The sequence below is a fragment of the Lactobacillus sp. ESL0791 genome, from assembly GCF_029433255.1.
Classification (GTDB): domain Bacteria; phylum Bacillota; class Bacilli; order Lactobacillales; family Lactobacillaceae; genus Lactobacillus.
Genome location: NZ_JAQTHU010000002.1, coordinates 1 through 21,778, shown reverse-complemented (window position 1 = coordinate 21,778; position 21,778 = coordinate 1). Strand labels below are relative to the sequence as shown.

Genomic DNA, 21,778 nt, shown 5'->3' with positions numbered 1-21,778 from the left:
CTAAATCTCTAAAAATGCTTATGATTGCCCACCACCTTTGTTAATGCCAACTAATACTGCTAAAACGATTAGGCTAATTCCTAGAACTAAAAAACCAACTATCTCATTGAAGAGAAAGCTGGCTAACGTTATGAATATTAAACCTAATAGGAACAGTACGAGTGGCACAAAATTTAAAATTTGTTTCATCTATGTAAATGTCCTTCTCTACTACATACACATCACGGTGTACGAAAAATTAAAATATACTAGAATAAGCAGGCATATTTTTTCATGGCAAAATTAAATTCAAGTTCGCTTGCTTTTATGTGTATAGTTGTGTATAATAGAAACATAAAGAAAGGAGGTACAACGAATATGCCGATGACACCAAGAGAAATAATTAAGCTCTTAAAAGATAACGGTTGGGTTGAGAAACGACAGCATGGAACTTCTCACAAAATCATGTTTAATCCTAAACTTAATAAGTCAATTCCCGTGCCTACGCACAGTAAAGAATTGAAAAAAGGAACAGAGCAAGGCATATTAAAACAAGCGGGGTTGAAATAAGCCCTACTTCGTTGTACCTATTAATGGAGATGAATACTATGAAAAACAAAGATTTACTAGTATATCCAATTATTCTTCATCCAGAAAATGAAGGTGGGTTTAGCGTAGAAATTCCAGATGTTGAAGGTGGTACCTGGACTCAAGGTGAAGATATGGCTGATGCTATCTATATGGCAAGTGATGCTATTGGTGCCCTCTTAGTTGATAAGTCTGTTTACCCTAAGCCTTCAAAATTGGAAGACATTAAGACGGATGCCACTGCTATTAAGACTGTTACTACTGTAGACATGTCCAAGTATCGGAAATTAAATGAAAAAACCGTCCGTAAAAATGTATCGGTGCCAGAATATCTTGTGGAACTGGGCAAAAAGCAACATATTAACTTTTCACAGGTTTTAACTGAAGCATTAGAAGAAAAATTGTTAAAGGCATAGAAAGGTAAACCATGAGTAAAAGAACGGCTTGGACAATAATTTTGGTATGCTCAATAGTAAGTACTGGGACTACTGATGATGGCACAGGGGCGGTAAAGCATAAGAATGAGTAAAAAAGAAAAAAGATATTATGAATCTGCTGTATTTGCAATTTTATTAGCAATTGTTTTATTCGCAATCAGAGAAATAGTTTAGACATCAAAAAAAAGCACTTGCAATTAAGTAAGCACCTTTTTAATTTGCTATAATAAAATAGTACATGAGCAATCATGTACCCCGTAGTTCACAATGAAAGGAAGTCTTATTTTGACAAACCTTTTGGTGTTTGGCACTGGCTATGGGGTACACCACCATGTACCTCGGAACGCAGTGCCGAAAAGCTCAATCTCATAGCTTCGTTCCACTATCATTATTAATATCTTCATTGATATGATAACACGGATTTAGCAACTATGGAAGTAGCTAGACCTAATATGGTTTAGCTACTTTTTTTGTTTAAAGATGCTAATTTAGAATCTAGCTTCTCATCAGCCTTTTTAAGTTCTTCCTTGAATTTTGGGTCTATTTTGCTACGGTTTTTGATATAGGTATCCAATATATCCATTAAAATTCTCCTTTTCTCCATTATAGCTCTAAAACCCAAAATAATTTTTGTAGTAATCATTAATATCATCCTGGCTCATATCTCCGAACGGATTCTTTTTAGATTCGTCTTGTTGGTTTCTGTCTGGGTCAGTAAACCAATAAACCGCCTCACTCATTGCGTCAATAATTGCGTCAACACAATCAATTTTGGCTGTCCTCTTTTCTTTATCAATCTTTGCCCCATAAGCATTCTCGGTAATTACAGCATTGGATACACTATACTGCAAAATCGGATCCTCATACATTCTGATTTGTTTAGTTTCAAAAGCCTTTCGTAAAACATTAGTAGGGCTATCAAGGCTAAGGGTGCCCTGTCTCAATGTGATGAATGGAATACTAGGTAGTTGCTGCTCCCACCAGTCTGTTAATGTTGATGCTCCATAAGTATCATAGACAAAGGCTTTAATGTTTAATTTGTACTTCTTGATAAATTCTAGCAGCCAATTCCCAACAAGTTCTTCGTCAATCTCGCCGTATTGATTCTTAGCAACATCACAAAACCCTTTATCTTCAGCGCCTTGATAGTTAATTCCGTCCTGTTCAGACTTAATAGTTATACTTTTTTGTGCCCTTGCCGTAGGCACGAAACTATGCTGATAGATGAAGAATCTCTTCTGGCCATCTTCCATAAAGGGAAAAACAAATGCTATAGCCGTATCGTCTGAAAACCTTGATAGGTCAAACCCTGCATAACAATCTCTACCAGTAATGTCGAACTCATCATTCTTAATAACAGCCGATTGAATATCATCTAGCTGTAAATACTTGTTGACACTGGTAGCAAGCCATAGATTTAGATTTCTATTCTGGAATTTATAGACCTCACCTGATTTACTCCTGCGCTCATATTCGTCCTTTAATCCTTTTAACAGCGTGTCATGCAAACTAGGCAGGTCTAACAATGGATTGCTTTTAACCCATAACTCAGGCTCATCTGTTTCATCAATGTTATCTTGTTCCCAGACCAACATTAGTGAACTATCTTCATCTCGATTATTGTCCTTCTCTAACACTTGAAGCAGCCTTTTTTCATCCTCAAACATTGGGCAATTACTGTTGCCATACGCTGTACTGACGGCAATTACTTGGTGGTTTTTAGTCTGAACTTGTCCTGAAGTAATTCTTCCCATTGAACCATTGTTCCAGTGAGAATCCCCATACTCATCTACTACTGCAAGTAAAAAGTGATATGCGTCAAATTGCCCAGAATTAGCAGTTAGCCTTTGCAGATTACTCAGTGATTTCTTGGATTTCACAACGTCATCGTTGGCATCAATTTGCATCTGTTTGATTAACTTCTTAAAGCCAAGTGTTTCACCTAGTAGCCTGAAGGTTTGCTTAATGTACCTCCAACCCTTATTGCTCTGCTTTTCTACTGGCGCACTGTAGAGGTTGTCTTGATTGTAACTGTTAAGATTTTCGATTAGAAAGTTGTAAGCCAGAAGGATGTTACTGATATAGGTCTTCCCGTTAGTTCTTGCTTCACTTAGTAGGACATAGGTGAACCTTTTTTGTTTGTCTTTCTTTGCTCGCCAGCCTTGAATGAGACAGAGCTGAGCCTTCTGGAAAAGCATTAAGGGCGTAGGCTTATTCATTGATACGTCAGGGCACAATTTCGCAAAGTTTAATATCTCGTGGCATTTTTCTAAATCATAATAATATTCAAAATCACTATTGTTCGCCCTGACTAAGTCGTTTAAGTGACGAAAGCAAGCCAGTTGGATTTTATAACAGGCTAACTGTTTTCCTGTTAAAACCTTAATGGAATACCTTGTAGCAGGGTCTTTGTACTTCTCAACCACTTCATTAAAATAACCCACATCCAGTAATGACTTGAAGGTAGGCAGTAATTTTACGTTCCTCTTTGTAAAGTCAAACTCCTTAACTTTAGAACTCATCCTTATCCCCACCATTTAGTAAGTCAGCAACATTGGTATCATCTTCATCAATATCCAAGGATGTTAATTGTGCCCTAGCTGAAGGACTTAATCCTAACTGACTACCCAAGCTATTAATTTTTACAGAGGCTGAATCTATTGACTTTAGTGCTGGATTAGCTTTATAGCCAATGAAGTCTTTACCAATTACTTCACCAGATGAATTTTGTAGCGATTTAATGATTTTTGCCTGAACGCCACTTTTGTTAATTTCGTTATAGCTCTCCCTCAGTATCTGATAATTGATGCAAAGCGCTTCAACTAAAGCCCTATCTGGAGTTTTTACAACTTTGGTACTGTTCAAGTATGGAACTACCTTCGTCCACATGCTTCTAGCGTATGAATGTAGGTACTTTGGCGGTGCAGTTGGTAAATCTGATAATTGATTTGATTTTTCTAGTAATTTTTCTGTTCGTTTTCTTTGATGTGCTGGTGCTTTCTTATCCGTTGTTAATTTTACATTTCGCATTCTAATAACTTCTTTCATTTAATCTTTAAGCTATGCCCCTCTGCTAAAACTAATTAAGTGAAATAGGGAAGCGAGAACCATGGTTTCATGTGATACGCTCTATCTCAAACTTAGAGGGGCGGGGGTTTCAATAATAACAAAATCTGCAATTTTAAAAATAATGTTTGTTGCTAATCTCTTTCAATCCGTAATACTCTCTTCTCCCATTCAGTCTTAGTAATTTTGGTAAATTCGTCTTTAGACTTAGCACCATATTTATTTTCAATTTGTCTTTCAAGGTACTGCTTGGCACTATTGCAACGGCTACATAGTGTCCATAAATTCTCTGGGTTTAGTTGATGGTCTAAGTCACCACAATACTTCCTCGGAAGTATATGATCTGCCGTTAGATGATTAGGCTGGTAGTTGTTACCACAAATCTGACAGGTATAAATGTCCCTCTGCAAAATATAATAGCGTACCCGTTGCCATTGTTTACTATGGTAAAAATCGTTGGCATCTTCATCTCTCTTGGTTTGGTTATACTGCTTCTGGCTGTATAGTCGTTTAGCTCTGGAACTTGGTTTATTATTAGCATCATGTTTAATAGCCGAATATTCCTGTTGCCGTAACTGCCAGTGTTTATCGCAGTAATGATTATTACCTTGAACTAATTCTGTACACTTTGGGTATGAGCAATGATGATAGCTATTAGTTGGTTCCTGATAATTCGGCAGATTATGAATCATGTTCCTATATCAACCTCTTTCCTCACTTAATACACATGCTCGTGTACGAAAATTCAAAATATTGCTGTTTATTCATAAATAAAAAAAGGTGCACAATTAGCAATTCAGTTTGCCAACTTGCATCTTCTTCGTTAGCGATAAAATTATAATGTTCCAATGTGTTTACATCATTAATTAATTTCTACTCTTAGCACCATCTCCTAATCTGTATATTCCGCTAATATCGTTTTAGCAGCAGCAATAGCAGAATCCCTTTCTTCCTCAGATAACTGCTTATGATTTGGTTTGGTGGTTTCTTTATTAGCACTAGAGTTATCAATTTTGGCTTCGGCATCATGTAGACGCTTCTGGTAATCAGCCTTAGCTTCCTTTTCCCATTTTGATTCGTAACCACCACTTGCATAATGATTAGGGTTTGCTCGTACCTGCTGCTTACCAGTATTAGCCTTTTGTCGATTAAGCCAATCACTACCTGCACCATGCTGACTGTAATAATCAGTACCATCATCAGATTCGACTTGTCCCTTATTGATTACCTTGTCAGCCAATACATACCTTGTCAGCCAATACATTCCAATAGTTAGACCATGTACCGTCTTCATGATGTGCTGATGCTGTAGTAATTCTACCTGTTACTTCTACCACATCACCTTTAGATACTTCTTCCTGTGAAGCTATCGGTATAAAGGCATGTACCTGTTTGCCATTATCATTAATTTCATCTGTCCTGATAGTAAATTTGAATAATTTTTCTGAAACTAATTTAGGATTCTGTGCAACCATTCCGCTAATTTTTACTTTGTTAATATTTTTACTCATTATTTTTTTAACCCCTTAATTGTTCTTCTAATTGATTAATTTGCTCATTGATATAGCTAATAAAAGCTGTTTTATCCTCACTATGGCTGTAGTCATGTAAAAGATAGTATTGATATTGCACCTGCGGTATTTCACCAATTGTATCTTCCCAGAATTTGCAGTCGCTATACATTAGCTGCTGTACCGAGTAGTCATCATCTCGATTTATCAGTAACAACATTGTTTTCAACTTCTTCAACCGATTGGCTAATAGTTGCTGTTTCTCTGTGTTAGGTATAAATTGCCTAATTTCACCTCTATGCTTACTGCAATACCTGCTAATATCATTGACTTTCCTATTAAATTGCCTTTTAGACAGATGATATTTGTCCCGTGCTTCAAGTTCACCATGTTGTAAAGTTGTCTGAATAAATCCTTTAGTACGGTCATTGCTAAAAATTAATGGCACCACTCGTACAGCCTGCCCAATGTCGTATTCGCTTATCATTGGTAGTACATCTACAAGTTCTTCAACATCTTGGTTAGCCAGCTTCTTTACCTCTTTTAGATGCTGATTTATTAACCCTTTTCGTGAGTATGTGATGCGAGTTCGTAACCATGAATCATTGTGTAATGCCATCGATAATATCTTGCGAGGTGCAAAGGCTTTAAGTCGTTTGAGGTATAACTCATTAATTAACGATGTCCGTGCTTCATACTGGGATTGATGGGTAACACTTGCCACCTTCCCTGCTTCTTGATGGAAGTAGGTCATAGACTGTATCTCAGCTAATGTTCTGTCCCACAGTTCTTTGGTATCATCCAATCTTTTCAACTACCTTCAGACTTGCCCAGCCAATCACCATCATGGCCAAACCTGTAATACTTGTGGTAAGGCTAGTAGCTGTACAGCCTCCTATTGCAATACCTGCTCCTCCACCAAGTAGTACTGAACTCAATACTGCTAATAATTTTTCTATTACTTTTCCTTTTTTCATTTATTTGCTCCTCAGCTTGCGGTATAATACGAATAATGGGGTTGTTTTAATTTTATGCGTAACAAAAATAAAAACCAGTTTTTGTATTATATCCGTCAGCTACAGCACGGACTGTACTATCACTGATCCCCGTAGCTTTACTAGCCGAATGAATCGACTGGTATTCTTTTACTACCCCATCCTTAACGGCAATGATTTTATGTCCATGATAACCATTATTAATTCGTCTTTTTGCTCTATTCTGGCTAATAGTAAGCCATTGTAAGTTCTCTACCCGATTGTCTGTTCTGTTACCATTGATGTGATCAACTTCTAGTTTTTCATTGGTACCTGGCTTTGTAAGCCAAGCATTAGCTACTAACTGCTGTACAGTTTTAGTATGAGATTTCCCATCAATACCCATGAGTCCTACTATCATATAACCGCAATTATTCTTGTATTGCTGAACTATGTGCGTTTTATTGCGTCCATATGCGAATACCTTAATAATTCCATCTTTGCTAATTGCATAAAATGGTACCAGTGAATCATCTTGAATCATTTTCCAATCTGCATGGTCTGCTGGCAATTCTGCTATAAACTCGAAAGCCATTTTTACATGTTCCGCTCTATAATTTTCTAATTCCTGACTTGTCATATATTTTCCTCCAATAATAAAACTACTATTTTTCCTACCACTAGTAATTTAGCACTTATAGTTATTTACAAATCGTCCCTATTTTCTCCGCAAGTACTCAGCATAGTTAACTAAAACTTTGTCTGTCATTGTTCGTTTCTGGGCATTAAACCCTAGTATTGATGCTTCTCTGCTAGTAATTTCTACTAGATTAAAATGCTTCCAAACTAGTAAATCCTTTAAATGCTGCAAAGCCGTGTTACCCTTCATAGTCGTATTCGCATGTTGTAGCATTACTGCCATCTGTTTCTTAGTGACACAATCGTTGGGATTAGCTTCAAGCCTACCTTTAACATCTTCAGCAACACTTATTTCTGACAACATAATTGTTTGTTTATTATGATTAATAAACTGAGTTGCATATTCACTGCCTAAAATATAATTAACCATTATTGGTCTGATACTTGCGGTAGTATCAAGATTAACTGTGTCCAATAGATTCTCCCAATCAACTGAATCTATTGGGTTCATGATATAGATACTAGGTGCAACTATGTAGCCATCTTTAGTAACTTTGGGTGTAAAACCATTTTGGTTACTATCTTCATCGTCAGATTTTTCTGATTCTAGGGCATCATTTATTTCGTCTTTTAAACTAACTTTTGCTTTAAATTCCGCTTCCTTATTAGCCAACTTTTTAGCACCTGCCACCGTATATTTCTCGGGAATCCGTACTAACCAGCCACTTAATAGTAGAAAACTTAAACAATTAGAGATTTTGCTCATTGACATAATTGGCATAATCATGGATTTCAATTCTTTAATAGAAAAATTCGTAAGCGGTGTAGTGCGGTCAATTTTGCTTTGCGCATCTTCAGTTAAAAGCCCTCTAGTAAACACCTTGCTGTAACTGACAACACATACTGCTCTTGCTACTGCTAATAAATCATCAGATGATTTTCGTAACGTTGATGATGGAGTTCCTGCCCAGAATACCGACTTTAACGCCTTGCCCCGCATGTTAGTATTCTTTCGTTCAAGTTGATACAGATTATCCTTAGCAATCTCTCGACTAGCTATATCGGCGTCTGCCACGTCTAAATCGCAAAAATATTGCAGAAACGGTAGTAAATCACCTTCGGGCAGTAATCCTACCAATACTTGTAAAGTTAACAGTTGAGTTTTATTATTAGGTCTCCATGTCCAATGGTTGCCCTCGGTTAGTACCACATGACCTTTAGTCTTAGAACCTAGCAATTTTCTAAGCGGTAGCATGTCGGTTGCTTTAATTAGCGAAGTCCGTGCCTTCCGCCTGAATATAAATTGTCTGTCACCGCTCATGCCGGTTATCTTCCGTAACTGTATTTTGTTGCCCTGCTCACGCCAATTATGGATTAGCGCATAATTCTGTACGTCTGCCTGCATATCTATCATTTATTTCTTCCTCCTATATAAATGAAGCTACTACTTTTCCCCCGGACACTTATAATCTAGTACTTCACTCCTAAATCGTGCCCTTGTCTTTATATTTACTTAATATTCTTACAACTTACTTAATAATTTTTATCAAATATTAACATTTGCCACTATTACAACCACTAATAAATTTGTAAACTTTATTAAAACAATAATCATCATTACTATAAATTTTTATATTTATAATCTACTACAGATACAGGCCATTGAGTATTATAGATAAACGATAATGTGGTGCACATTCATTCATCCTTTTATCCTATATATTTATTATAACATGTACTCACACTTCGATTGCTAAGTACACCTACTTGTACTACCATTAATAAGTCATAACTGTTGATATCACAGTATCAGGATTGGTTCTTAGCCTATTGCTTGATAACAGAATTTACTAGTATTGAAGATAAATTTGCTAATTCTAAAAAGGTGTCCCAACGGCAAAATATCGCTGTAAACGTGCATGAAAGTAAGGCTCAGAGCTTGTTCTCATTGATTTCTAAAGAACATGGGGTAAGCCTTAGAGCCATAGGGGTTTAATGACCTATTGGGGCTATTCTGATAATTTTAATATTACTAATAGTCTTTATTATCAATTAATTCAGTAATAGCAGTGACAGGTCATTCACTCGAACCTACGGTTCTCATTCATTCCTAATAGTCACAAAATCCAAAACTGAAAAGAAAACACATTAATGGCTGGAGCGTAGCGGAAGTCATTGCTATCCAGAGAGCCAACTCTGGTTGCAGGAGGAACGAAGTGACGGGGCGCAACTCGCCCTAATAGTTATAAATTTTGAACAAATAAAAAGTGCCTTAATTCTTTTATTGCCATTGGCAATAGTGTTATTTCTAGGCACTAATTCTTTTGTTCAAGTTGTAAAAATTGATGAAGATATAGATATATCTGTTTCAGTTATTCTACAGTGCAAGGATTCCTATGGCCAATGGCCATAATAAAAAATGCACTAATTTTAAAACTGAAAGAAACCTATACCTTCTCTTTTCAATACTATTTAAGGGTTTCACCCTCGCCTACGGCTCACTGGACCAGAAGGGTTTCTGGATACCTTGGTGCCTTTACTCAGGTTCCGCCTTTGGCTACACCATTCGTTTCAGGTACCAATTGATTTTTTCTTCAATATTTTACTTTTAGTGATATTAGGGAATGGGGAAAGAGCGAAGCGATTGAACCATGAGCATCACTATTAGTATTGAAGATTTAAAATTTTTAACTAATAAACTCATTCAGTAGTATTCAATGCAATAGATCTAGTGCCATTGGCACTTATTAAAATTGCATTATTTTTAATTGTTGAATAGTACAATGATTAAATGATAAAGAATTACAACTGTAGAAATTATTGCCGTGACAGTATGAGAACTTCTTCATGTGAATTAATGAGCATATAGAAGCAAAAGAAAAAGACTACTATTAATAAGCAGTCACTATTTGGTTCAGATTTGGGACTCCGCTATACTAATACTAGGAGGAGATTATTATGCAAGTTCTATCAAATATCTGGAATGCACTATGCAATCTTTGGCAAGGAATAGTTACAAATGCTACTGCTATAGCGGCTTTAATAGCTCTAATAGGGCTGATATATCAAATAGGGAAAGACATTAATAGTAAACGAGCTAAATATAAAATAGAAATCAATAAAAGAGTGCAACTCAGTAAAGACAAGAAAAATAAGGATGATAATTTTGATTCTAAAAATTACCAAACTAATTATGATATTGTCACAATTAGAAACACTGGTAATAGAACATTAACAATTACAGATGCAGGTTTCACTAAAATAAAAGAGCTAAACACTAAACATTTCACTATCCATAGACCATTTTTTGTTCAAAAGCTGTGTTTTCATTTTGAGCTAAAGCCTAAAGAAATTGCTACTTTAGCTTTCCTACCACCAGATGCTAATTCAGAAAATGAAGGAGAACAACTACATCTACAGTGGAAATCTAAAGCTAAAGATGTCCGTTTTACTGTACAGGACATTGAAAACAGATATTATTGGGACAATATTCTCTTAACTGAATACATAGAAAAAATTACTCATCCATTCCATCTACTACAAAAATTAGGAATATCAAGAGGATACAGGAGGTAAAAAGTCATGACCAAAGCACAAACTCGCAGGGGTAAAGCTACCAAGGCTCTCCTTGAAGCTGTTAAAAAGTTGCCTGTTCAAGAAATCAAGACCGCTAAAGAATACAACAACTGGATCAATGATGAAGACTAAAAAGCTATCTAATTAGTAGATGACTACAACTACATTTTTGATATAATTAACGTTGAACATGAGAAGAAGCTAGATAGCGGTGACTAATATCTAAACCAGGAGATGATGCGTATGGTGTAAAAAGCTATAACTGCAAAATTTTAATGGAAGGACTTAGTCCGGTATCCTTATGGATGCTGTTATTGCATTCTGTGCAAGACTTGCGGTACTTTTATGGCTAGTTAATAGGATTATTAAGCAGTTTAATAAACTATTAGATAATGTCGCAAAGATCCCCTACAAGTTTAAGCATTGTATTGCTGCTTGGAGAAAATCTAAGCAAAAAAATAACCGCTCTAGTTCGAGACACTAGCGGTTATCAGTTTAACCATTAGCAAGTCGCCGCTCTTTATGCGGAAGCTTGTGTTCAAGAAGTCCTATTATCAGTGGGGCTTCTTTTTGTTTACACCGATATTGTAACATGTCTAAAATTGGTATGCAATTTTGCTGAAATTTATTATTGCTTTTAATTGCTGGTTTTTTGGTTTCTAGGAATTACAAAACTTATAATTGTCTTTAATTGGTTATTTTTAACCTCCATTTCCCTGGCTAATAAAATTGGTATAATTGTGAATTGACCGCAATGCATAAAAAAAGAACCCTGATTTCACAGGGCCCTTTAATACTATACGACTTGAATTTCACAAGGCCATTTTTATGACTAAGCCAAACACTTAGTGACAGGCATTTTACCGATCACTTCGGTTAAGGCGTATTATGTAAACCACAATGTGGTATAGCTAAAAGTTCGGACTTTCATAGTAAAAATGTAGAATATTTCCACCAGCTTCAATCTTATCGCCAATAGAATTTATATGCCATGCTTCTCCTCGTTTTTTCATTTTCAATAATTGAGGGTTATCAGTATCTGAAACAACAATCTCTTCAACAGTGCCCCCATTTTTTTCATCATCATCTATGGGCACTGCACTGAAAACAAAAAATGTGCCATCCGAGAGATATACTTTTGGATTAAGGTCATATTCTATAAAAGGAACATCAATTTCTCTTTTATCTTTTTTGACAGGATAAAATTCTAAGCAATCATCATCAACTTTTAGTTTGTCTCCTGTATTTTTTATAGTCATTACCTGATTATTATTATACAAATCCAAAAAATTATGATTTGTATGTTTATCAATCGAAATCAGCTCCATGTCTGACTTACCAGTAAGTTCATTACCGTTTTTATCTCTCCGTTCAACAAACGTAAAGTGTAAATTACTGCCATCTGAAAAATTTATTACTTGTGGCTTATGTAGTTCTATTGGAATACGGTGTACTACAGTTTTAGTCATATTTTTAATCTCCCATCATATCTATATCAAAAATTATTACTTTTATACTTCTTACTAAATTCTTCTTCAGGGACAAAAACTAATTCGGTGTCTGCAATTTTAATACTGCCGCCCTTGGCATTAAAACAAAACTGAAAACCAGTATCTTCAGTAAGGTGTCTAACATCTTCACTTTCATCTGGAAAGCCTGTCATAATATTTAAAACTGCTGTTGCTTCTTGAACAGGTTTATTGTTTTCACCTATAAAGGTTTTTGGTTCACAATATTCAATAGTAAAGTATATATAACTGCCATCTGCTAGTTCAACTTCTTGTCTTTTGTCCCACATAATTGGAACATATAGCTTTTTAGCCCTCTTTTTGTTCATAATTTTACTTTCCGTTAACCATGCACCACTTCTATACATAAAGTCTCGTACTGCAGCAATCATATCAGGAACATCCTTTTCTATATCAGACCCCTTATTTTCTTGAGCTAAAGGTTTAAGTTTTTCACAATACTCTTTCTCAACGTCTTTTCTTCCATTTTCTTTGTTTTCATCTCCACCTAAATTTCGATTTTCAAATTCGGTTTCAATGATTCTAAAGGTTAAGCAAGTATCAGGTGTATCTATCACCCTTTGTGTAATGCCCCAGTAGCTGTGTGCCTTGCATGCCATGATATCAGATTTTTGGTAACTGGTTTCCTTTTTCTGACAAACACAAACAAGTCCCTTGCGTGTCCCTTTTTTGCTTATATTCTCAAGTTTAATTTGGCAAGCATTTAGTTTTCTATGACAGGGACTCTTAGTTTTTAAACATATTTTACAATTGCAAGCATTAATTCCATTCCATAGTGCCTCTACATGCTCACCCCAACGTTTTGCTATACAGTTTCCTTCACCTACATATAAACAATTTTCTTTACCTAAAGCAGAAATATAGACTGCATAGATTCCTGCCACGGACAATTTCTCATAATCATCTTCATCAAACTTTATCTTCATTAATAGTTCCTCGCTCTTCAATAATAGTTCTATCGGTTAAATTATACTGCCATAATTAAGCGCTATCAATTATTAGCAATAAAAAGGGCCATATTTTACTGGTCCCTTACAACTATCGTTTATCTAATATCTGATATGCTCTGGATAGCAATTCATCCAAGTCTTTTGGTGTAACATGACCTCTAATTTCACCATGTCTACTAGCAAAATCATAATTTGGCATTTGAAAGGTTATTACACTGCCTACTACATTAGCATCGTGACTAGCTATTGGATAATAAAGAGCATCATTACCTTTATTTACATCATGAGTCATCAGCATGCAAACAACCAATCCTGTTTTTTGGTTATAAGCATCATTAGAAATGACTACCGCTGGTCTCTGTACATTACCAGATTCAGAATTATGCCCACCTTCTTCTCTACCCGAATGCGGTTCGGCATCTATCCAAATAATATCTCCTTGTTTTGGGGCAGTTACTACCACGGAACATTCTCCTTACCAACCTGCATAGTATCAGGATTACCTACTTTCTTCATTTCTTCTTGAAAGTCAACATCATCATAGTCACCGTTAAACCAAGGATTAGAATCGATGGCTTTATAAACAAGAGTATTATTACCTTCTTGAGTTAGGCTAAATTGTTGACCCTGCTTAATTCCTAATTTTGCTGGAACTGTGAGCGATACAGAATTACCTGTTTTTCTAGCTACTACCATTCCTAAATTTTTTTCTACCAAGATAAATCCTCCGTCGTTTCTTTTGTATCTACAAGTATACACCAGTATTATAATTATAAGCAATAAAAAAGAGCCAGACTTTGCTGACTCCTATAATTTAATTTTTGGCACAATCTACTATATACAATAGATTGTATCTTATCATTTGTGCTACTGTTTATCTTTTGTAACATGTTATTAGTAATTTGTATCAAGTAACAAGAAACAAATTACAAGTTACTTGTTTCCTGACTCTTCTTCTGAAATAGCTCTTTGCAGCAATTCGTCAATCACATCAACCATTTTCTTATTTTGCTTAAAAGCCATCAAACGAATCTTCTCATATTGACTTTCCCGAATTCTGACAGGTTTAGCACCTTCTTTTTTAGCAAACGGACTCTTTTTCTCGAAGTCATCATTGTTAATATCAATTGAGCCTAATAAGTCATCACTCATATTACTTGTTCCTTTCCTCAATACGCCTCAACAATTCTTTTAACACCATTTCATACATATAGATAGTACGTGAGTCCCAAATATCCTCATTCTTTATACCTGATCGACCAAAACGCTTTACACGCTCACGATTGTATAAAATGTTTACAAGCATTGCATTGCCTAAGGTCTGTTTGGCTTCATCAAGAACTTCCTTATCTACAGTACCTGTAGTTTTCATTAAGCAAGGAATTATGCCTAGTAAATCAAATTTCCCACTATAGTCTTTTCGCAATTGCTGCAGATAAGAAACAAACTTAATTGAACTAGTGAAACTTTGTTGTTGACTTTGCATAACCATTACAACATAGTCGCTTGCTAGAATTGCATTATTAGTAAAGACTGACAATGTAGGTGGGGTATCAATTAGGATATAATCGTATTGATTTTTAATTTTATTTATCAATGCTTGAAGTATCAGATATTGTTTGTTTTTACTAAAATTGTCAGCTACTTCTGGAAAAAGAGACAAATCCCAATCTGCACCTAACAAATCCAAATTTTCAGACAACTTGCTAATTGCAGGAACTAAATTCATATTTTTTAATCCATTGATAAATGATGTTTTAGCTTTTCTAATTGGTTTAGGATAAGTTTTATTTAAAATTTCAGTTGCATTACTCTGGGGGTCAAAGTCGACACACAATACCTTCTTATTCTGACGTTCATTAAGGATATAAGAAAACATGACAGTTGTAGTAGTTTTGCTGACTCCACCCTTAAAATTTGCAATAGTTATTATCTCAGTCATAATATCACCTCTTCATACATTTTATCATCACTTGTTACAGGTTACAAGAAACAAATTACAAGTTTCTAGTTACTAATAACTTGTTACAAGTAGCAGAAAAATAATCGACGACCAGCTTTAAAATATGACGTAGATATTACTTGCATTTTACTTGCCCGCATGCTATCATTTTCCTGTAAATAGAAAAACCGAAGTCGCTGTGCTGAATTTACAGAATGACAACTTCAAGCAATTTGATAATTGAATAAAAAAGAAGATATGAAAAAAGCAGAACCATTACAGCTCTGCAGTGACATTCATATTAGTAGTGATAGCTCACTACTTAGCCAATTAATCCTAACAACCACGATGGATTAACCAACCTCTTTGATTAACAATAGTATATACTTTAACGATATCATAATCAAGTGGAAAATCTTATTAGAAATCAAGGTAAGAACTAAGTAGCTGTTACAGCTTTACTTGGTTCTTTTTTTATTCACGATTTTTAATAGGAGATAATGACAAATGGCAAATGATTTTAATTTTATTAACTCGGAGCAAGCATATCAAACACGGTTCTATCAATTTCCGCAAGTTCTACTTTATGGAGAACAATATGAGACTTTAAGTGATGGGGCTAAGCTGGGTTACATGGTACTCAGAGATCGCCTAGAATACTCTCTACGCAATAATTGGGTAGACGAAGATAATAACGTCTATTTCATTTTTACTAATGAACAACTACAAAAATTAATGCACTGGTCAAACGGTAAAGTCGTCAGGGTTAAAAAAGAACTAGAAAAAACAGGACTTCTGTATCAAAGAAAAATGGGATTTGATGCTAAAAATAAACGGAATCTGCCTAACAGACTATACCTTGCTGATCTTGATGTTACTGCTCAAGATATTTACAACAAACGAGGCTTAGAAACAGGCAATCAGACAAAAGCCCTAGCTAAACAAGGAAATGTTAAAATGGCATCTCGATACTCAACCCCAAGAGCCTTGTCTAATCAAGAAAGTATCAAAATGACATCTCGAGAAAATAGGCCCCAAGCCCTTGATAATAAAGGAAGTGTTAAAACAACACTATATCAAGACAATACTAATTATTTAGATACTAAACAGATACATTCTGATACTACTGAGTGGGACTTTTCCTCAAGTAATTACACCCAAAAAGAAATTAATGCTCAGAATCGTGATTTAGTCCATCACACATCAGAAATTATGAATTCTAAGTCTATACCCAGCTTTTTAAGTCAACAAAGTTTAGCTAGAATTAGCTCTTATTGCAAAACTCCAGGGCAAGTCCATGAATTTATTAGTGTCATTCTTAATGCTAAAAAATCTGTTGTTAAAGCAGCTAGAGAACAAAACTGTAAAATTGTATTGCAATTGGAAAACAATAATAATATTATTAGGATTGATGAAACGATCCTTGGATACTTCAATAAGGTTAGACAGGCAGAAACTAGCAATAAACCGATCACTAATTTAAAGGGCTATTTATATCGAACAATGACTAACTTGTTCAATGAGCTGGCTAATAACGAGGCTATGAGTAATAAGCAATTACAGGAGGCATAGGCATGGAGTCAATATGGACATGGATGCATAAATTGCCATGGTGGGCTATAATAATTTTACTTTTCATAGCTTTGTTTTCAATTGCTTATGCAAATAAGAAAAATAATTTTATTATCTTCTTATTATCTATTGCTTTTATTGCAATATTAATTTTAACTTTAATTTTACCTTTTAAACAAATTTTTGGGTTAAGTGTAGGCCTGTTTCTAGGTATATTTTTAGGTATAACTATATGTACATTTTCAACTGAGATTGAAGAAAGTATTAGGTCAGGTATAAGAAAGTTTATTTTCCTGTTTAGTAAACCATGGATGGGTCTAATTGTCGGTGGTATAGCAGGAGCCATTATAGTTAGCTTGATACTAATCAAGACGAAAAGTATAGGAAATAATACCATTATTGACTTAATATCTGCTATTGGAACTGTTTCTGCAGTTATAGTTGCACTATCAAATAATAGATGGGAGCAAAAAAGGACCCCCGAAATTGAAATTATTGATAATGCTACTGAGTCACAAATTATACCTACAAAATGGTCAGTTTTAGCTGTAAATGCTTCTTCAACAGTATCAATTTTGTTTCTTCAACCTGCAATTGATATTTGGCAAAAAACACCTAAAAGAACCAATTATTATAATAAATATGGAGAGAGGGTTGTAGATAATGAACCACTAATCGATTTTCCACGTATCCAAAATGTGAAAGTAGGAGAATATAAAAAATCCACTCTTTCGAGAGAAAAAATAATAAATATACTTAAGGATGTTTTCATTGATGAATTTAAAAACGATGATAAAGCAACTGATTGTTGCAAAAATAAATACGATTATAATTATAATAGATACATTAAAGAAGGCAATCCTCAATTTTTAAAGGATGACTATACGATAGTAATTAAATACTATTATACAATAAATAATGAACGCACTATTATCGATAACAAGTTTAATTTTAAAGTTGCACAAGAAGATATAGAAAAGCTGAAAGTAGGAGATATTAAACTTGATGAAATAAAGTTATATATTCTTGAGTGCGAATTAAGGGGCTTAAACATTGTTATAGATAACAATGTAGATGAAAAAGCCAGAAAAGAGAAAGAAAAAAAGTTAAAAAGGGAAATATATGACTTAAAATTAAAAATAGACCAAGCAAAAAAAGACTCGAAATAGTCGAGTCAAAATCCTTTTTAAATATCTTTCTGGAGTTTACGTTAGCAATTCCAAGTTTAGCTAAGCTAGTAGTACAATGTAACTAGTAAAAGGTTTACAAGAAAGTGCTCAAAGAAAATGACTTTTATAACAAGTGCAGAAGAAGCTCACAAGCAGTCAGAAATAAATGCGTCGCCTAATAAAAAAGTAATGAGTGAGATTAGAGATATACTTGTTCACCCATGGGAAGAAATGGATACTAAAAGGATATATAGTTATAGCGACGATGACATTATTATTGATACGAACGAGAAACCTTTTAGTCATTGCCATAGCGATTCTTACTATAATATATATGATTATGCATTGGGACTCCTACTGAAAAAAATTGATGAAGCCGTATCACAAGGCAATAATAGTATACGTGTGCCTAGATGGATAACACTTAAATTTGATACAGTTCCCGATTATGTACAAAAGTTTATTGATGATGGAGTAATTGACGAGTTTAAACGTATTACATTCCAAGGAATAAAAAGCACTAGTAAAGATATAAATGATACATGCGCTTTCATTAATGCAAATAAAGTATGTGGAAGCATTATTTTGCTTGATAGTAGTTATACAGAAAAGAAAAAAAGAAAATGGTTTAAAACTGAGACATATTTATGTTATGATTTTAAAGATGTTAATCTGTATATAGACATTGATGAAATCCCACATCTTATAAATGAGGATACATTTTATCTGCCAGATAATCCAGATGAAAATATATTTTATAAGCTAGAAGAAATGGGTTATAACCTTGATTCTGGTCATAATGAAATACGTTGGTAGCATATATACAAAAAAAAGACCCGACTAAAATAGCCGAGCCTTTTTCTATGCCTTCTCGTCAGTATTTTTAATTGGTAACTGGCTAGCCTGTTGGTACAATTTCGTTCCAGAACCGTTACCACCTAGCGAGTGGTACACATTATAGACCTGATTCAACCTGGTAAACTGCTCTTCAGTAATAAATCCTTGCTGAATTGCTTCGTAACAAAGAGCATCGAGACTAGTGTGCAGCTCTTCAATTTCGCCAGTCTTTAATTCACCAACTAAGGTAGTAATGGTGGCTACATCTGCTACTAACTGTGGAAGCTGGTTAAGCAATGCCTTTTTAGTTTTAACCTTATTTCTATGACCTTGCCAGATGCTAGCAATCCAAGCAAAGATACCCAGCTGACTTAGCCAATTAAAGATAACACCCCAGTCAATATTAGTGAAATCCGTAGTAACCAGCGTCCTTCCTAAGCTGATACAGATACTTTGTAATCAATACCGGTAATATCTTTATAATCTTGTCCATTTATTATGCCCATCTGAACAAAATTAGCAATCTTAGTATTGTCATAAACATGGGCTTGATATAATTCGATATACAGTTGCTTAAGTATGTCATGAAAATTAATCATCAGGCATTACCTCCATCAGTAGTTGCTGACTTTTTTTGATTAGCCACTAGGTTAGAAACCAGCTCTACTACTTGGCCTATTGCCGTTGTTTGCTTAGTTTGTGTATCTTGGATGGCAGTCAGTGTAGTCTGAGTGGAAGTTTGGTCTTGCTTTACATCTGAAATAGTCTGCGTTTGCGTCGCTATTGTTTTCTGCAACTGTGCAATTAGCTGTCCTTGTGCGGCACCATCCGATTCTACCCAAATATGTGTTGGCCAACTATATTTAGGATTTTTTAGTTTAGTCATATCTGGCGCTTCTGCTACCAGTGGCCAACTTGTTTTAATCGGTGCAAATGCCAAAAATGGTGTGCATGGTTCATCATCGGTTGATTTATAAATAACTATCATGTTCTCCGGTTCAGTAACTGAGTTACCTGCAGCATTTGCTGCCGTGTTTGTTGTTTCTGTCATAATATTTCCTTTCATAAAAAAGCAGCTAGGTAATGTATTAAGTAAATAAGTCTTTTAATTACCCTCCCAGAATGGTTACATCTGTTTGGTTTACCCAATGCGGTTCTCCTTGGTTGATATTCATATCCAAGTATTGGTATAGTTTAATACTACCTGAGTACTGGCCCCCATAATAATCAGACATGATATAGATACCCAATATTGTCAAAGTTTGATTTGTATCAAATTCACCATCATAGCCATTACCATAATCTAAAACCTTTCTTGTTCCAGCAGGAATAAACATTTTTTTGCCAATAACACTCTCTGGATCTTGGGTCCATTTTTTACCGCCATAATAAAAATGATTGTGGCTTCTTCCGTTATAATAAATTGCCATTGTTTCTCCCTCTAATTTCCAAAAACAATCACATCAGGATGGTTTTGAGAGTAACTTAGCGCTGCTGAATCATAACCTGCATCATAAACATATTGCTTGCTATTAAGTGCTGTAACCTGATTCTGTAAATTATTAATAGACTGTTTGTTAGCTATAGCCTGGCTATTAGCAGTATTAGCAGTAGTTCTGACAACAACTAGATCAGTGTTCTTAGCATACGGAGATAAATCTATTTTCGGAATCGCAGCAATTTGCGTATTGGTGTAAGCTTCAGCATCACTGATGGCACCAGTTTTGGCAGTAGCAATGGCAGTACTAATTTTACTGCCATCTTTCAGCAGCTCCACGTTGCCATCTTCGCCAGGCTCTTCACCTTCAACAGTTTTGACCTTGCCTGTCTGAGCCAGTTTTTCATCAATCTGGTCATTGCTGTACATACCATCAACTTTAGCAGTTAATGTATTCCAGTCGTTTTTTGTGACAAAAGAAGTGAAGTCAATGTTGTTGAAATCAGTTTTTAGGCTGTCCAATTTGTCACTGATTGCATTTGCCCTAGCTTCAAGGCTAGGAATTGTGGTACTAGAAAGAGTGCTAATTGCTGAGTTAATATCAGTGATTTTGCTGTTTAAGTCAGCTTTTAAATCAGCTTCAAAATCAGTAAAGTCAGAATTAAGCTGGTCTCGCTGCGTTTGAAAATCTTTGATAGCCTGCTGCTTGACTGCATCAATCTGGCCATCCAGCTTTGCTATTTCAGTAGCCCAGTTATCATCTAGTGTCTTGTATTTCGCATCATAATCAGCGAGTTGGTCCTTATAGTTTTGCAAGGTTGCATTAGTGTCATTGCTGAGTTTATTAATGCTGGCTGTGGTAGTGCTAACCAGGCTATTGATATCAGCAGTTTTACTGCTTTCATAGCTATTCAAATCATTTTGAATTTTATTCATAAATGCTTGAATATGAGTTAACATCGCTTCGGCCTTGCTCCAGTAATTGTCATTATCAACGTTTAGATCGGCCTGTTTGATTACTTCAACGTGGAAGTTAGTAGTAGTGTCAATCAGGATATTAGCAGTATTAGTAATTTCGAACCACGCACTACCACTTGCCTGATACACAGCAGCATTTAGTTTGTAACTAATTTGGCCAGCGATGGCATCAGTAATAGCTACATTGTCGTCATCAACCATCTTGCCGCCATCTTTATTTTCCCCGAAACTGACCTTGCAGTTATTAAGGTTGTAGGCATTATTGTCGGCATCTATGAGGTTGGCATTAATAACCAGACCTGCTTCTGATTGACGAATGGTAATTCTATCAAGGTCAACGCTAGTAGTATTTTTATCCGTGCAAAGAGTTAATACAGGAATAGACATTACTGTCTCACTTCTTTCTTTTTATTCGGTTTTTGTTGCTCTAGTTTAGCGTTAGCTTCAGATTCTTTACCCTCGGCTTTAAGGCGGTCGATATATGATTGACTCAGTTGAGTAGATTCTTTATAACCTTTTTGCAGGTCGGCTAAACCGCTAGTGTAGTAACTCATGCCATTCTTGGCTTTATCAAGTTGTGAGGTAGATTTTTC

At 35.2% G+C, this 21,778-nt stretch carries 30 protein-coding genes; 7 read left to right on the top strand and 23 right to left on the bottom strand.

Translation table 11 applies throughout. From position 1 onward, the window contains the following. Positions 1 to 18: 18 nt before the first annotated feature. Positions 19 to 189: a hypothetical protein gene (locus tag PT285_RS11135; protein WP_277150776.1), complete on the bottom strand. Its 171-nt coding sequence runs from the start codon at positions 187 to 189 to the stop codon at positions 19 to 21. 84 nt (positions 190 to 273) lie between these two features. Between PT285_RS11135 and PT285_RS11130 the strand changes: the two genes are divergently transcribed. Next, entirely contained in the window at positions 274 to 549 is a 276-nt protein-coding gene (locus PT285_RS11130; RefSeq protein WP_277150774.1) for a type II toxin-antitoxin system HicA family toxin, read from the top strand. 38 nt (positions 550 to 587) lie between these two features. Then, positions 588 to 983 (top strand): type II toxin-antitoxin system HicB family antitoxin, encoded by a 396-nt coding sequence (locus tag PT285_RS11125; protein WP_277150772.1) that lies wholly within the window; start codon positions 588 to 590, stop codon positions 981 to 983. 478 nt (positions 984 to 1,461) lie between these two features. Here the strand turns inward: PT285_RS11125 and PT285_RS11120 are convergent, their stop codons facing one another. The 10 genes from PT285_RS11120 to PT285_RS11075 form a co-directional block, all read right to left on the bottom strand. Next, positions 1,462 to 1,647: a hypothetical protein gene (locus PT285_RS11120; RefSeq protein ID WP_277150770.1), complete on the bottom strand. Its 186-nt coding sequence runs from the start codon at positions 1,645 to 1,647 to the stop codon at positions 1,462 to 1,464. Continuing rightward, positions 1,616 to 3,526, bottom strand: coding sequence for a terminase TerL endonuclease subunit (locus tag PT285_RS11115; RefSeq protein WP_277150768.1), 1,911 nt, complete (start codon positions 3,524 to 3,526; stop codon positions 1,616 to 1,618). Before PT285_RS11115 ends, PT285_RS11120 begins: the two co-directional genes overlap by 32 nt. Then, positions 3,516 to 4,052 (bottom strand): phage terminase small subunit P27 family, encoded by a 537-nt coding sequence (locus PT285_RS11110; protein ID WP_277150766.1) that lies wholly within the window; start codon positions 4,050 to 4,052, stop codon positions 3,516 to 3,518. The genes PT285_RS11115 and PT285_RS11110 overlap by 11 nt, the downstream gene beginning before the upstream one ends. Positions 4,053 to 4,204: 152 nt before the next feature. Further along, the gene (locus PT285_RS11105; RefSeq protein ID WP_277150765.1) at positions 4,205 to 4,762 is read right to left on the bottom strand and encodes an HNH endonuclease; all 558 of its coding nucleotides are present in this window, start codon (positions 4,760 to 4,762) and stop codon (positions 4,205 to 4,207) included. Positions 4,763 to 4,962: 200 nt separating this feature from the next. After that, positions 4,963 to 5,364 (bottom strand): hypothetical protein, encoded by a 402-nt coding sequence (locus PT285_RS11100; RefSeq protein ID WP_277150763.1) that lies wholly within the window; start codon positions 5,362 to 5,364, stop codon positions 4,963 to 4,965. Further along, positions 5,303 to 5,581: a hypothetical protein gene (locus tag PT285_RS11095; protein WP_277150761.1), complete on the bottom strand. Its 279-nt coding sequence runs from the start codon at positions 5,579 to 5,581 to the stop codon at positions 5,303 to 5,305. Before PT285_RS11095 ends, PT285_RS11100 begins: the two co-directional genes overlap by 62 nt. 7 nt (positions 5,582 to 5,588) lie before the next feature. Continuing rightward, complete coding sequence (locus PT285_RS11090; protein WP_277150759.1) at positions 5,589 to 6,386, bottom strand: hypothetical protein; 798 nt, start codon at positions 6,384 to 6,386, stop codon at positions 5,589 to 5,591. Further along, positions 6,379 to 6,558: a hypothetical protein gene (locus PT285_RS11085; RefSeq protein ID WP_277150758.1), complete on the bottom strand. Its 180-nt coding sequence runs from the start codon at positions 6,556 to 6,558 to the stop codon at positions 6,379 to 6,381. Before PT285_RS11085 ends, PT285_RS11090 begins: the two co-directional genes overlap by 8 nt. A gap of 52 nt (positions 6,559 to 6,610) precedes the next feature. Continuing rightward, positions 6,611 to 7,195 (bottom strand): HNH endonuclease signature motif containing protein, encoded by a 585-nt coding sequence (locus PT285_RS11080; protein ID WP_277150756.1) that lies wholly within the window; start codon positions 7,193 to 7,195, stop codon positions 6,611 to 6,613. A 78-nt stretch (positions 7,196 to 7,273) separates the two neighbouring features. Further along, positions 7,274 to 8,608 carry a hypothetical protein gene (locus tag PT285_RS11075; RefSeq protein ID WP_277150754.1) on the bottom strand — a complete coding sequence of 445 codons (1,335 nt, stop codon included), beginning with the start codon at positions 8,606 to 8,608 and terminating at the stop codon, positions 7,274 to 7,276. 1,544 nt (positions 8,609 to 10,152) lie between these two features. Here PT285_RS11075 and PT285_RS11070 point away from each other — a divergent pair. Together PT285_RS11070 and PT285_RS11065 are read left to right on the top strand one after the other, a co-directional pair. Further along, on the top strand, positions 10,153 to 10,770 hold the full coding sequence (locus tag PT285_RS11070) for a hypothetical protein (RefSeq protein ID WP_277150753.1): 618 nt from the start codon (positions 10,153 to 10,155) through the stop codon (positions 10,768 to 10,770). A gap of 6 nt (positions 10,771 to 10,776) precedes the next feature. After that, on the top strand, positions 10,777 to 10,902 hold the full coding sequence (locus PT285_RS11065; protein WP_277150751.1) for a hypothetical protein: 126 nt from the start codon (positions 10,777 to 10,779) through the stop codon (positions 10,900 to 10,902). Positions 10,903 to 11,681: 779 nt separating this feature from the next. Here the strand turns inward: PT285_RS11065 and PT285_RS11060 are convergent. The 6 genes from PT285_RS11060 to PT285_RS11035 form a co-directional block, all read right to left on the bottom strand. Further along, on the bottom strand, positions 11,682 to 12,239 hold the full coding sequence (locus tag PT285_RS11060; RefSeq protein ID WP_277150749.1) for a hypothetical protein: 558 nt from the start codon (positions 12,237 to 12,239) through the stop codon (positions 11,682 to 11,684). A gap of 26 nt (positions 12,240 to 12,265) precedes the next feature. After that, positions 12,266 to 13,225, bottom strand: a complete 960-nt coding sequence (locus tag PT285_RS11055; protein ID WP_277150747.1) for a hypothetical protein — start codon at positions 13,223 to 13,225, stop codon at positions 12,266 to 12,268. A gap of 112 nt (positions 13,226 to 13,337) precedes the next feature. After that, positions 13,338 to 13,712, bottom strand: coding sequence for a type II toxin-antitoxin system PemK/MazF family toxin (locus PT285_RS11050; protein WP_277150745.1), 375 nt, complete (start codon positions 13,710 to 13,712; stop codon positions 13,338 to 13,340). Beyond that, complete coding sequence (locus PT285_RS11045; RefSeq protein ID WP_277150743.1) at positions 13,706 to 13,966, bottom strand: hypothetical protein; 261 nt, start codon at positions 13,964 to 13,966, stop codon at positions 13,706 to 13,708. The genes PT285_RS11050 and PT285_RS11045 overlap by 7 nt, the downstream gene beginning before the upstream one ends. Before the next feature lie 216 nt (positions 13,967 to 14,182). Beyond that, entirely contained in the window at positions 14,183 to 14,401 is a 219-nt protein-coding gene (locus PT285_RS11040) for a hypothetical protein (protein ID WP_277150741.1), read from the bottom strand. Between the two features lies 1 nt (position 14,402). Then, entirely contained in the window at positions 14,403 to 15,191 is a 789-nt protein-coding gene (locus PT285_RS11035; protein ID WP_277150739.1) for a ParA family protein, read from the bottom strand. A gap of 507 nt (positions 15,192 to 15,698) precedes the next feature. Here PT285_RS11035 and PT285_RS11030 point away from each other — a divergent pair. From PT285_RS11030 to PT285_RS11020, 3 genes are all read left to right on the top strand, one after another. Continuing rightward, on the top strand, positions 15,699 to 16,763 hold the full coding sequence (locus tag PT285_RS11030) for a replication initiator protein A (protein ID WP_277150737.1): 1,065 nt from the start codon (positions 15,699 to 15,701) through the stop codon (positions 16,761 to 16,763). Between the two features lie 2 nt (positions 16,764 to 16,765). Beyond that, positions 16,766 to 17,932 (top strand): hypothetical protein, encoded by a 1,167-nt coding sequence (locus PT285_RS11025; protein WP_277150735.1) that lies wholly within the window; start codon positions 16,766 to 16,768, stop codon positions 17,930 to 17,932. Between the two features lie 117 nt (positions 17,933 to 18,049). Then, a complete protein-coding gene (locus PT285_RS11020; RefSeq protein WP_277150733.1) occupies positions 18,050 to 18,748 on the top strand; it encodes a hypothetical protein in 699 nt (232 codons plus the stop codon). Positions 18,749 to 18,793: 45 nt separating this feature from the next. On the opposite strand, the gene PT285_RS11015 is transcribed toward PT285_RS11020, so the two are convergent. From PT285_RS11015 to PT285_RS10990, 6 genes are all read right to left on the bottom strand, one after another. Then, positions 18,794 to 19,066, bottom strand: coding sequence for a hypothetical protein (locus PT285_RS11015; protein ID WP_277150731.1), 273 nt, complete (start codon positions 19,064 to 19,066; stop codon positions 18,794 to 18,796). Between the two features lie 137 nt (positions 19,067 to 19,203). After that, positions 19,204 to 19,368 (bottom strand): XkdX family protein, encoded by a 165-nt coding sequence (locus tag PT285_RS11010; protein WP_277150729.1) that lies wholly within the window; start codon positions 19,366 to 19,368, stop codon positions 19,204 to 19,206. Beyond that, entirely contained in the window at positions 19,368 to 19,820 is a 453-nt protein-coding gene (locus PT285_RS11005) for a hypothetical protein (RefSeq protein ID WP_277150727.1), read from the bottom strand. Before PT285_RS11005 ends, PT285_RS11010 begins: the two co-directional genes overlap by 1 nt. Before the next feature lie 58 nt (positions 19,821 to 19,878). After that, positions 19,879 to 20,199: a hypothetical protein gene (locus tag PT285_RS11000; protein ID WP_277150725.1), complete on the bottom strand. Its 321-nt coding sequence runs from the start codon at positions 20,197 to 20,199 to the stop codon at positions 19,879 to 19,881. 11 nt (positions 20,200 to 20,210) lie between these two features. Then, complete coding sequence (locus PT285_RS10995) at positions 20,211 to 21,572, bottom strand: BppU family phage baseplate upper protein (protein ID WP_277150723.1); 1,362 nt, start codon at positions 21,570 to 21,572, stop codon at positions 20,211 to 20,213. Beyond that, positions 21,572 to 21,778, bottom strand: a 207-nt coding sequence (locus tag PT285_RS10990) for a hypothetical protein (RefSeq protein ID WP_277150721.1), incomplete at its 5' end; no start/stop codon positions are given. The genes PT285_RS10990 and PT285_RS10995, both read right to left, overlap by 1 nt.

What these genes read in the sequence shown, in the direction of transcription:
- PT285_RS11135 (WP_277150776.1), bottom strand. Translation starts at nt 189, where the DNA reads ATGAAACAAATTTTAAATTTTGTGCCACTCGTACTGTTCCTATTAGGT.
- PT285_RS11130 (WP_277150774.1), top strand. Translation starts at nt 274, where the DNA reads ATGGCAAAATTAAATTCAAGTTCGCTTGCTTTTATGTGTATAGTTGTG.
- PT285_RS11125 (WP_277150772.1), top strand. Translation starts at nt 588, where the DNA reads ATGAAAAACAAAGATTTACTAGTATATCCAATTATTCTTCATCCAGAA.
- PT285_RS11120 (WP_277150770.1), bottom strand. Translation starts at nt 1,647, where the DNA reads ATGATTACTACAAAAATTATTTTGGGTTTTAGAGCTATAATGGAGAAA.
- PT285_RS11115 (WP_277150768.1), bottom strand. Translation starts at nt 3,526, where the DNA reads ATGAGTTCTAAAGTTAAGGAGTTTGACTTTACAAAGAGGAACGTAAAA.
- PT285_RS11110 (WP_277150766.1), bottom strand. Translation starts at nt 4,052, where the DNA reads ATGAAAGAAGTTATTAGAATGCGAAATGTAAAATTAACAACGGATAAG.
- PT285_RS11105 (WP_277150765.1), bottom strand. Translation starts at nt 4,762, where the DNA reads ATGATTCATAATCTGCCGAATTATCAGGAACCAACTAATAGCTATCAT.
- PT285_RS11100 (WP_277150763.1), bottom strand. Translation starts at nt 5,364, where the DNA reads ATGAAGACGGTACATGGTCTAACTATTGGAATGTATTGGCTGACAAGG.
- PT285_RS11095 (WP_277150761.1), bottom strand. Translation starts at nt 5,581, where the DNA reads ATGAGTAAAAATATTAACAAAGTAAAAATTAGCGGAATGGTTGCACAG.
- PT285_RS11085 (WP_277150758.1), bottom strand. Translation starts at nt 6,558, where the DNA reads ATGAAAAAAGGAAAAGTAATAGAAAAATTATTAGCAGTATTGAGTTCA.
- PT285_RS11080 (WP_277150756.1), bottom strand. Translation starts at nt 7,195, where the DNA reads ATGACAAGTCAGGAATTAGAAAATTATAGAGCGGAACATGTAAAAATG.
- PT285_RS11075 (WP_277150754.1), bottom strand. Translation starts at nt 8,608, where the DNA reads ATGATAGATATGCAGGCAGACGTACAGAATTATGCGCTAATCCATAAT.
- PT285_RS11070 (WP_277150753.1), top strand. Translation starts at nt 10,153, where the DNA reads ATGCAAGTTCTATCAAATATCTGGAATGCACTATGCAATCTTTGGCAA.
- PT285_RS11065 (WP_277150751.1), top strand. Translation starts at nt 10,777, where the DNA reads ATGACCAAAGCACAAACTCGCAGGGGTAAAGCTACCAAGGCTCTCCTT.
- PT285_RS11060 (WP_277150749.1), bottom strand. Translation starts at nt 12,239, where the DNA reads ATGACTAAAACTGTAGTACACCGTATTCCAATAGAACTACATAAGCCA.
- PT285_RS11055 (WP_277150747.1), bottom strand. Translation starts at nt 13,225, where the DNA reads ATGAAGATAAAGTTTGATGAAGATGATTATGAGAAATTGTCCGTGGCA.
- PT285_RS11040 (WP_277150741.1), bottom strand. Translation starts at nt 14,401, where the DNA reads ATGAGTGATGACTTATTAGGCTCAATTGATATTAACAATGATGACTTC.
- PT285_RS11035 (WP_277150739.1), bottom strand. Translation starts at nt 15,191, where the DNA reads ATGACTGAGATAATAACTATTGCAAATTTTAAGGGTGGAGTCAGCAAA.
- PT285_RS11030 (WP_277150737.1), top strand. Translation starts at nt 15,699, where the DNA reads ATGGCAAATGATTTTAATTTTATTAACTCGGAGCAAGCATATCAAACA.
- PT285_RS11025 (WP_277150735.1), top strand. Translation starts at nt 16,766, where the DNA reads ATGGAGTCAATATGGACATGGATGCATAAATTGCCATGGTGGGCTATA.
- PT285_RS11020 (WP_277150733.1), top strand. Translation starts at nt 18,050, where the DNA reads ATGACTTTTATAACAAGTGCAGAAGAAGCTCACAAGCAGTCAGAAATA.
- PT285_RS11010 (WP_277150729.1), bottom strand. Translation starts at nt 19,368, where the DNA reads ATGATTAATTTTCATGACATACTTAAGCAACTGTATATCGAATTATAT.
- PT285_RS11005 (WP_277150727.1), bottom strand. Translation starts at nt 19,820, where the DNA reads ATGACAGAAACAACAAACACGGCAGCAAATGCTGCAGGTAACTCAGTT.
- PT285_RS11000 (WP_277150725.1), bottom strand. Translation starts at nt 20,199, where the DNA reads ATGGCAATTTATTATAACGGAAGAAGCCACAATCATTTTTATTATGGC.
- PT285_RS10995 (WP_277150723.1), bottom strand. Translation starts at nt 21,572, where the DNA reads ATGTCTATTCCTGTATTAACTCTTTGCACGGATAAAAATACTACTAGC.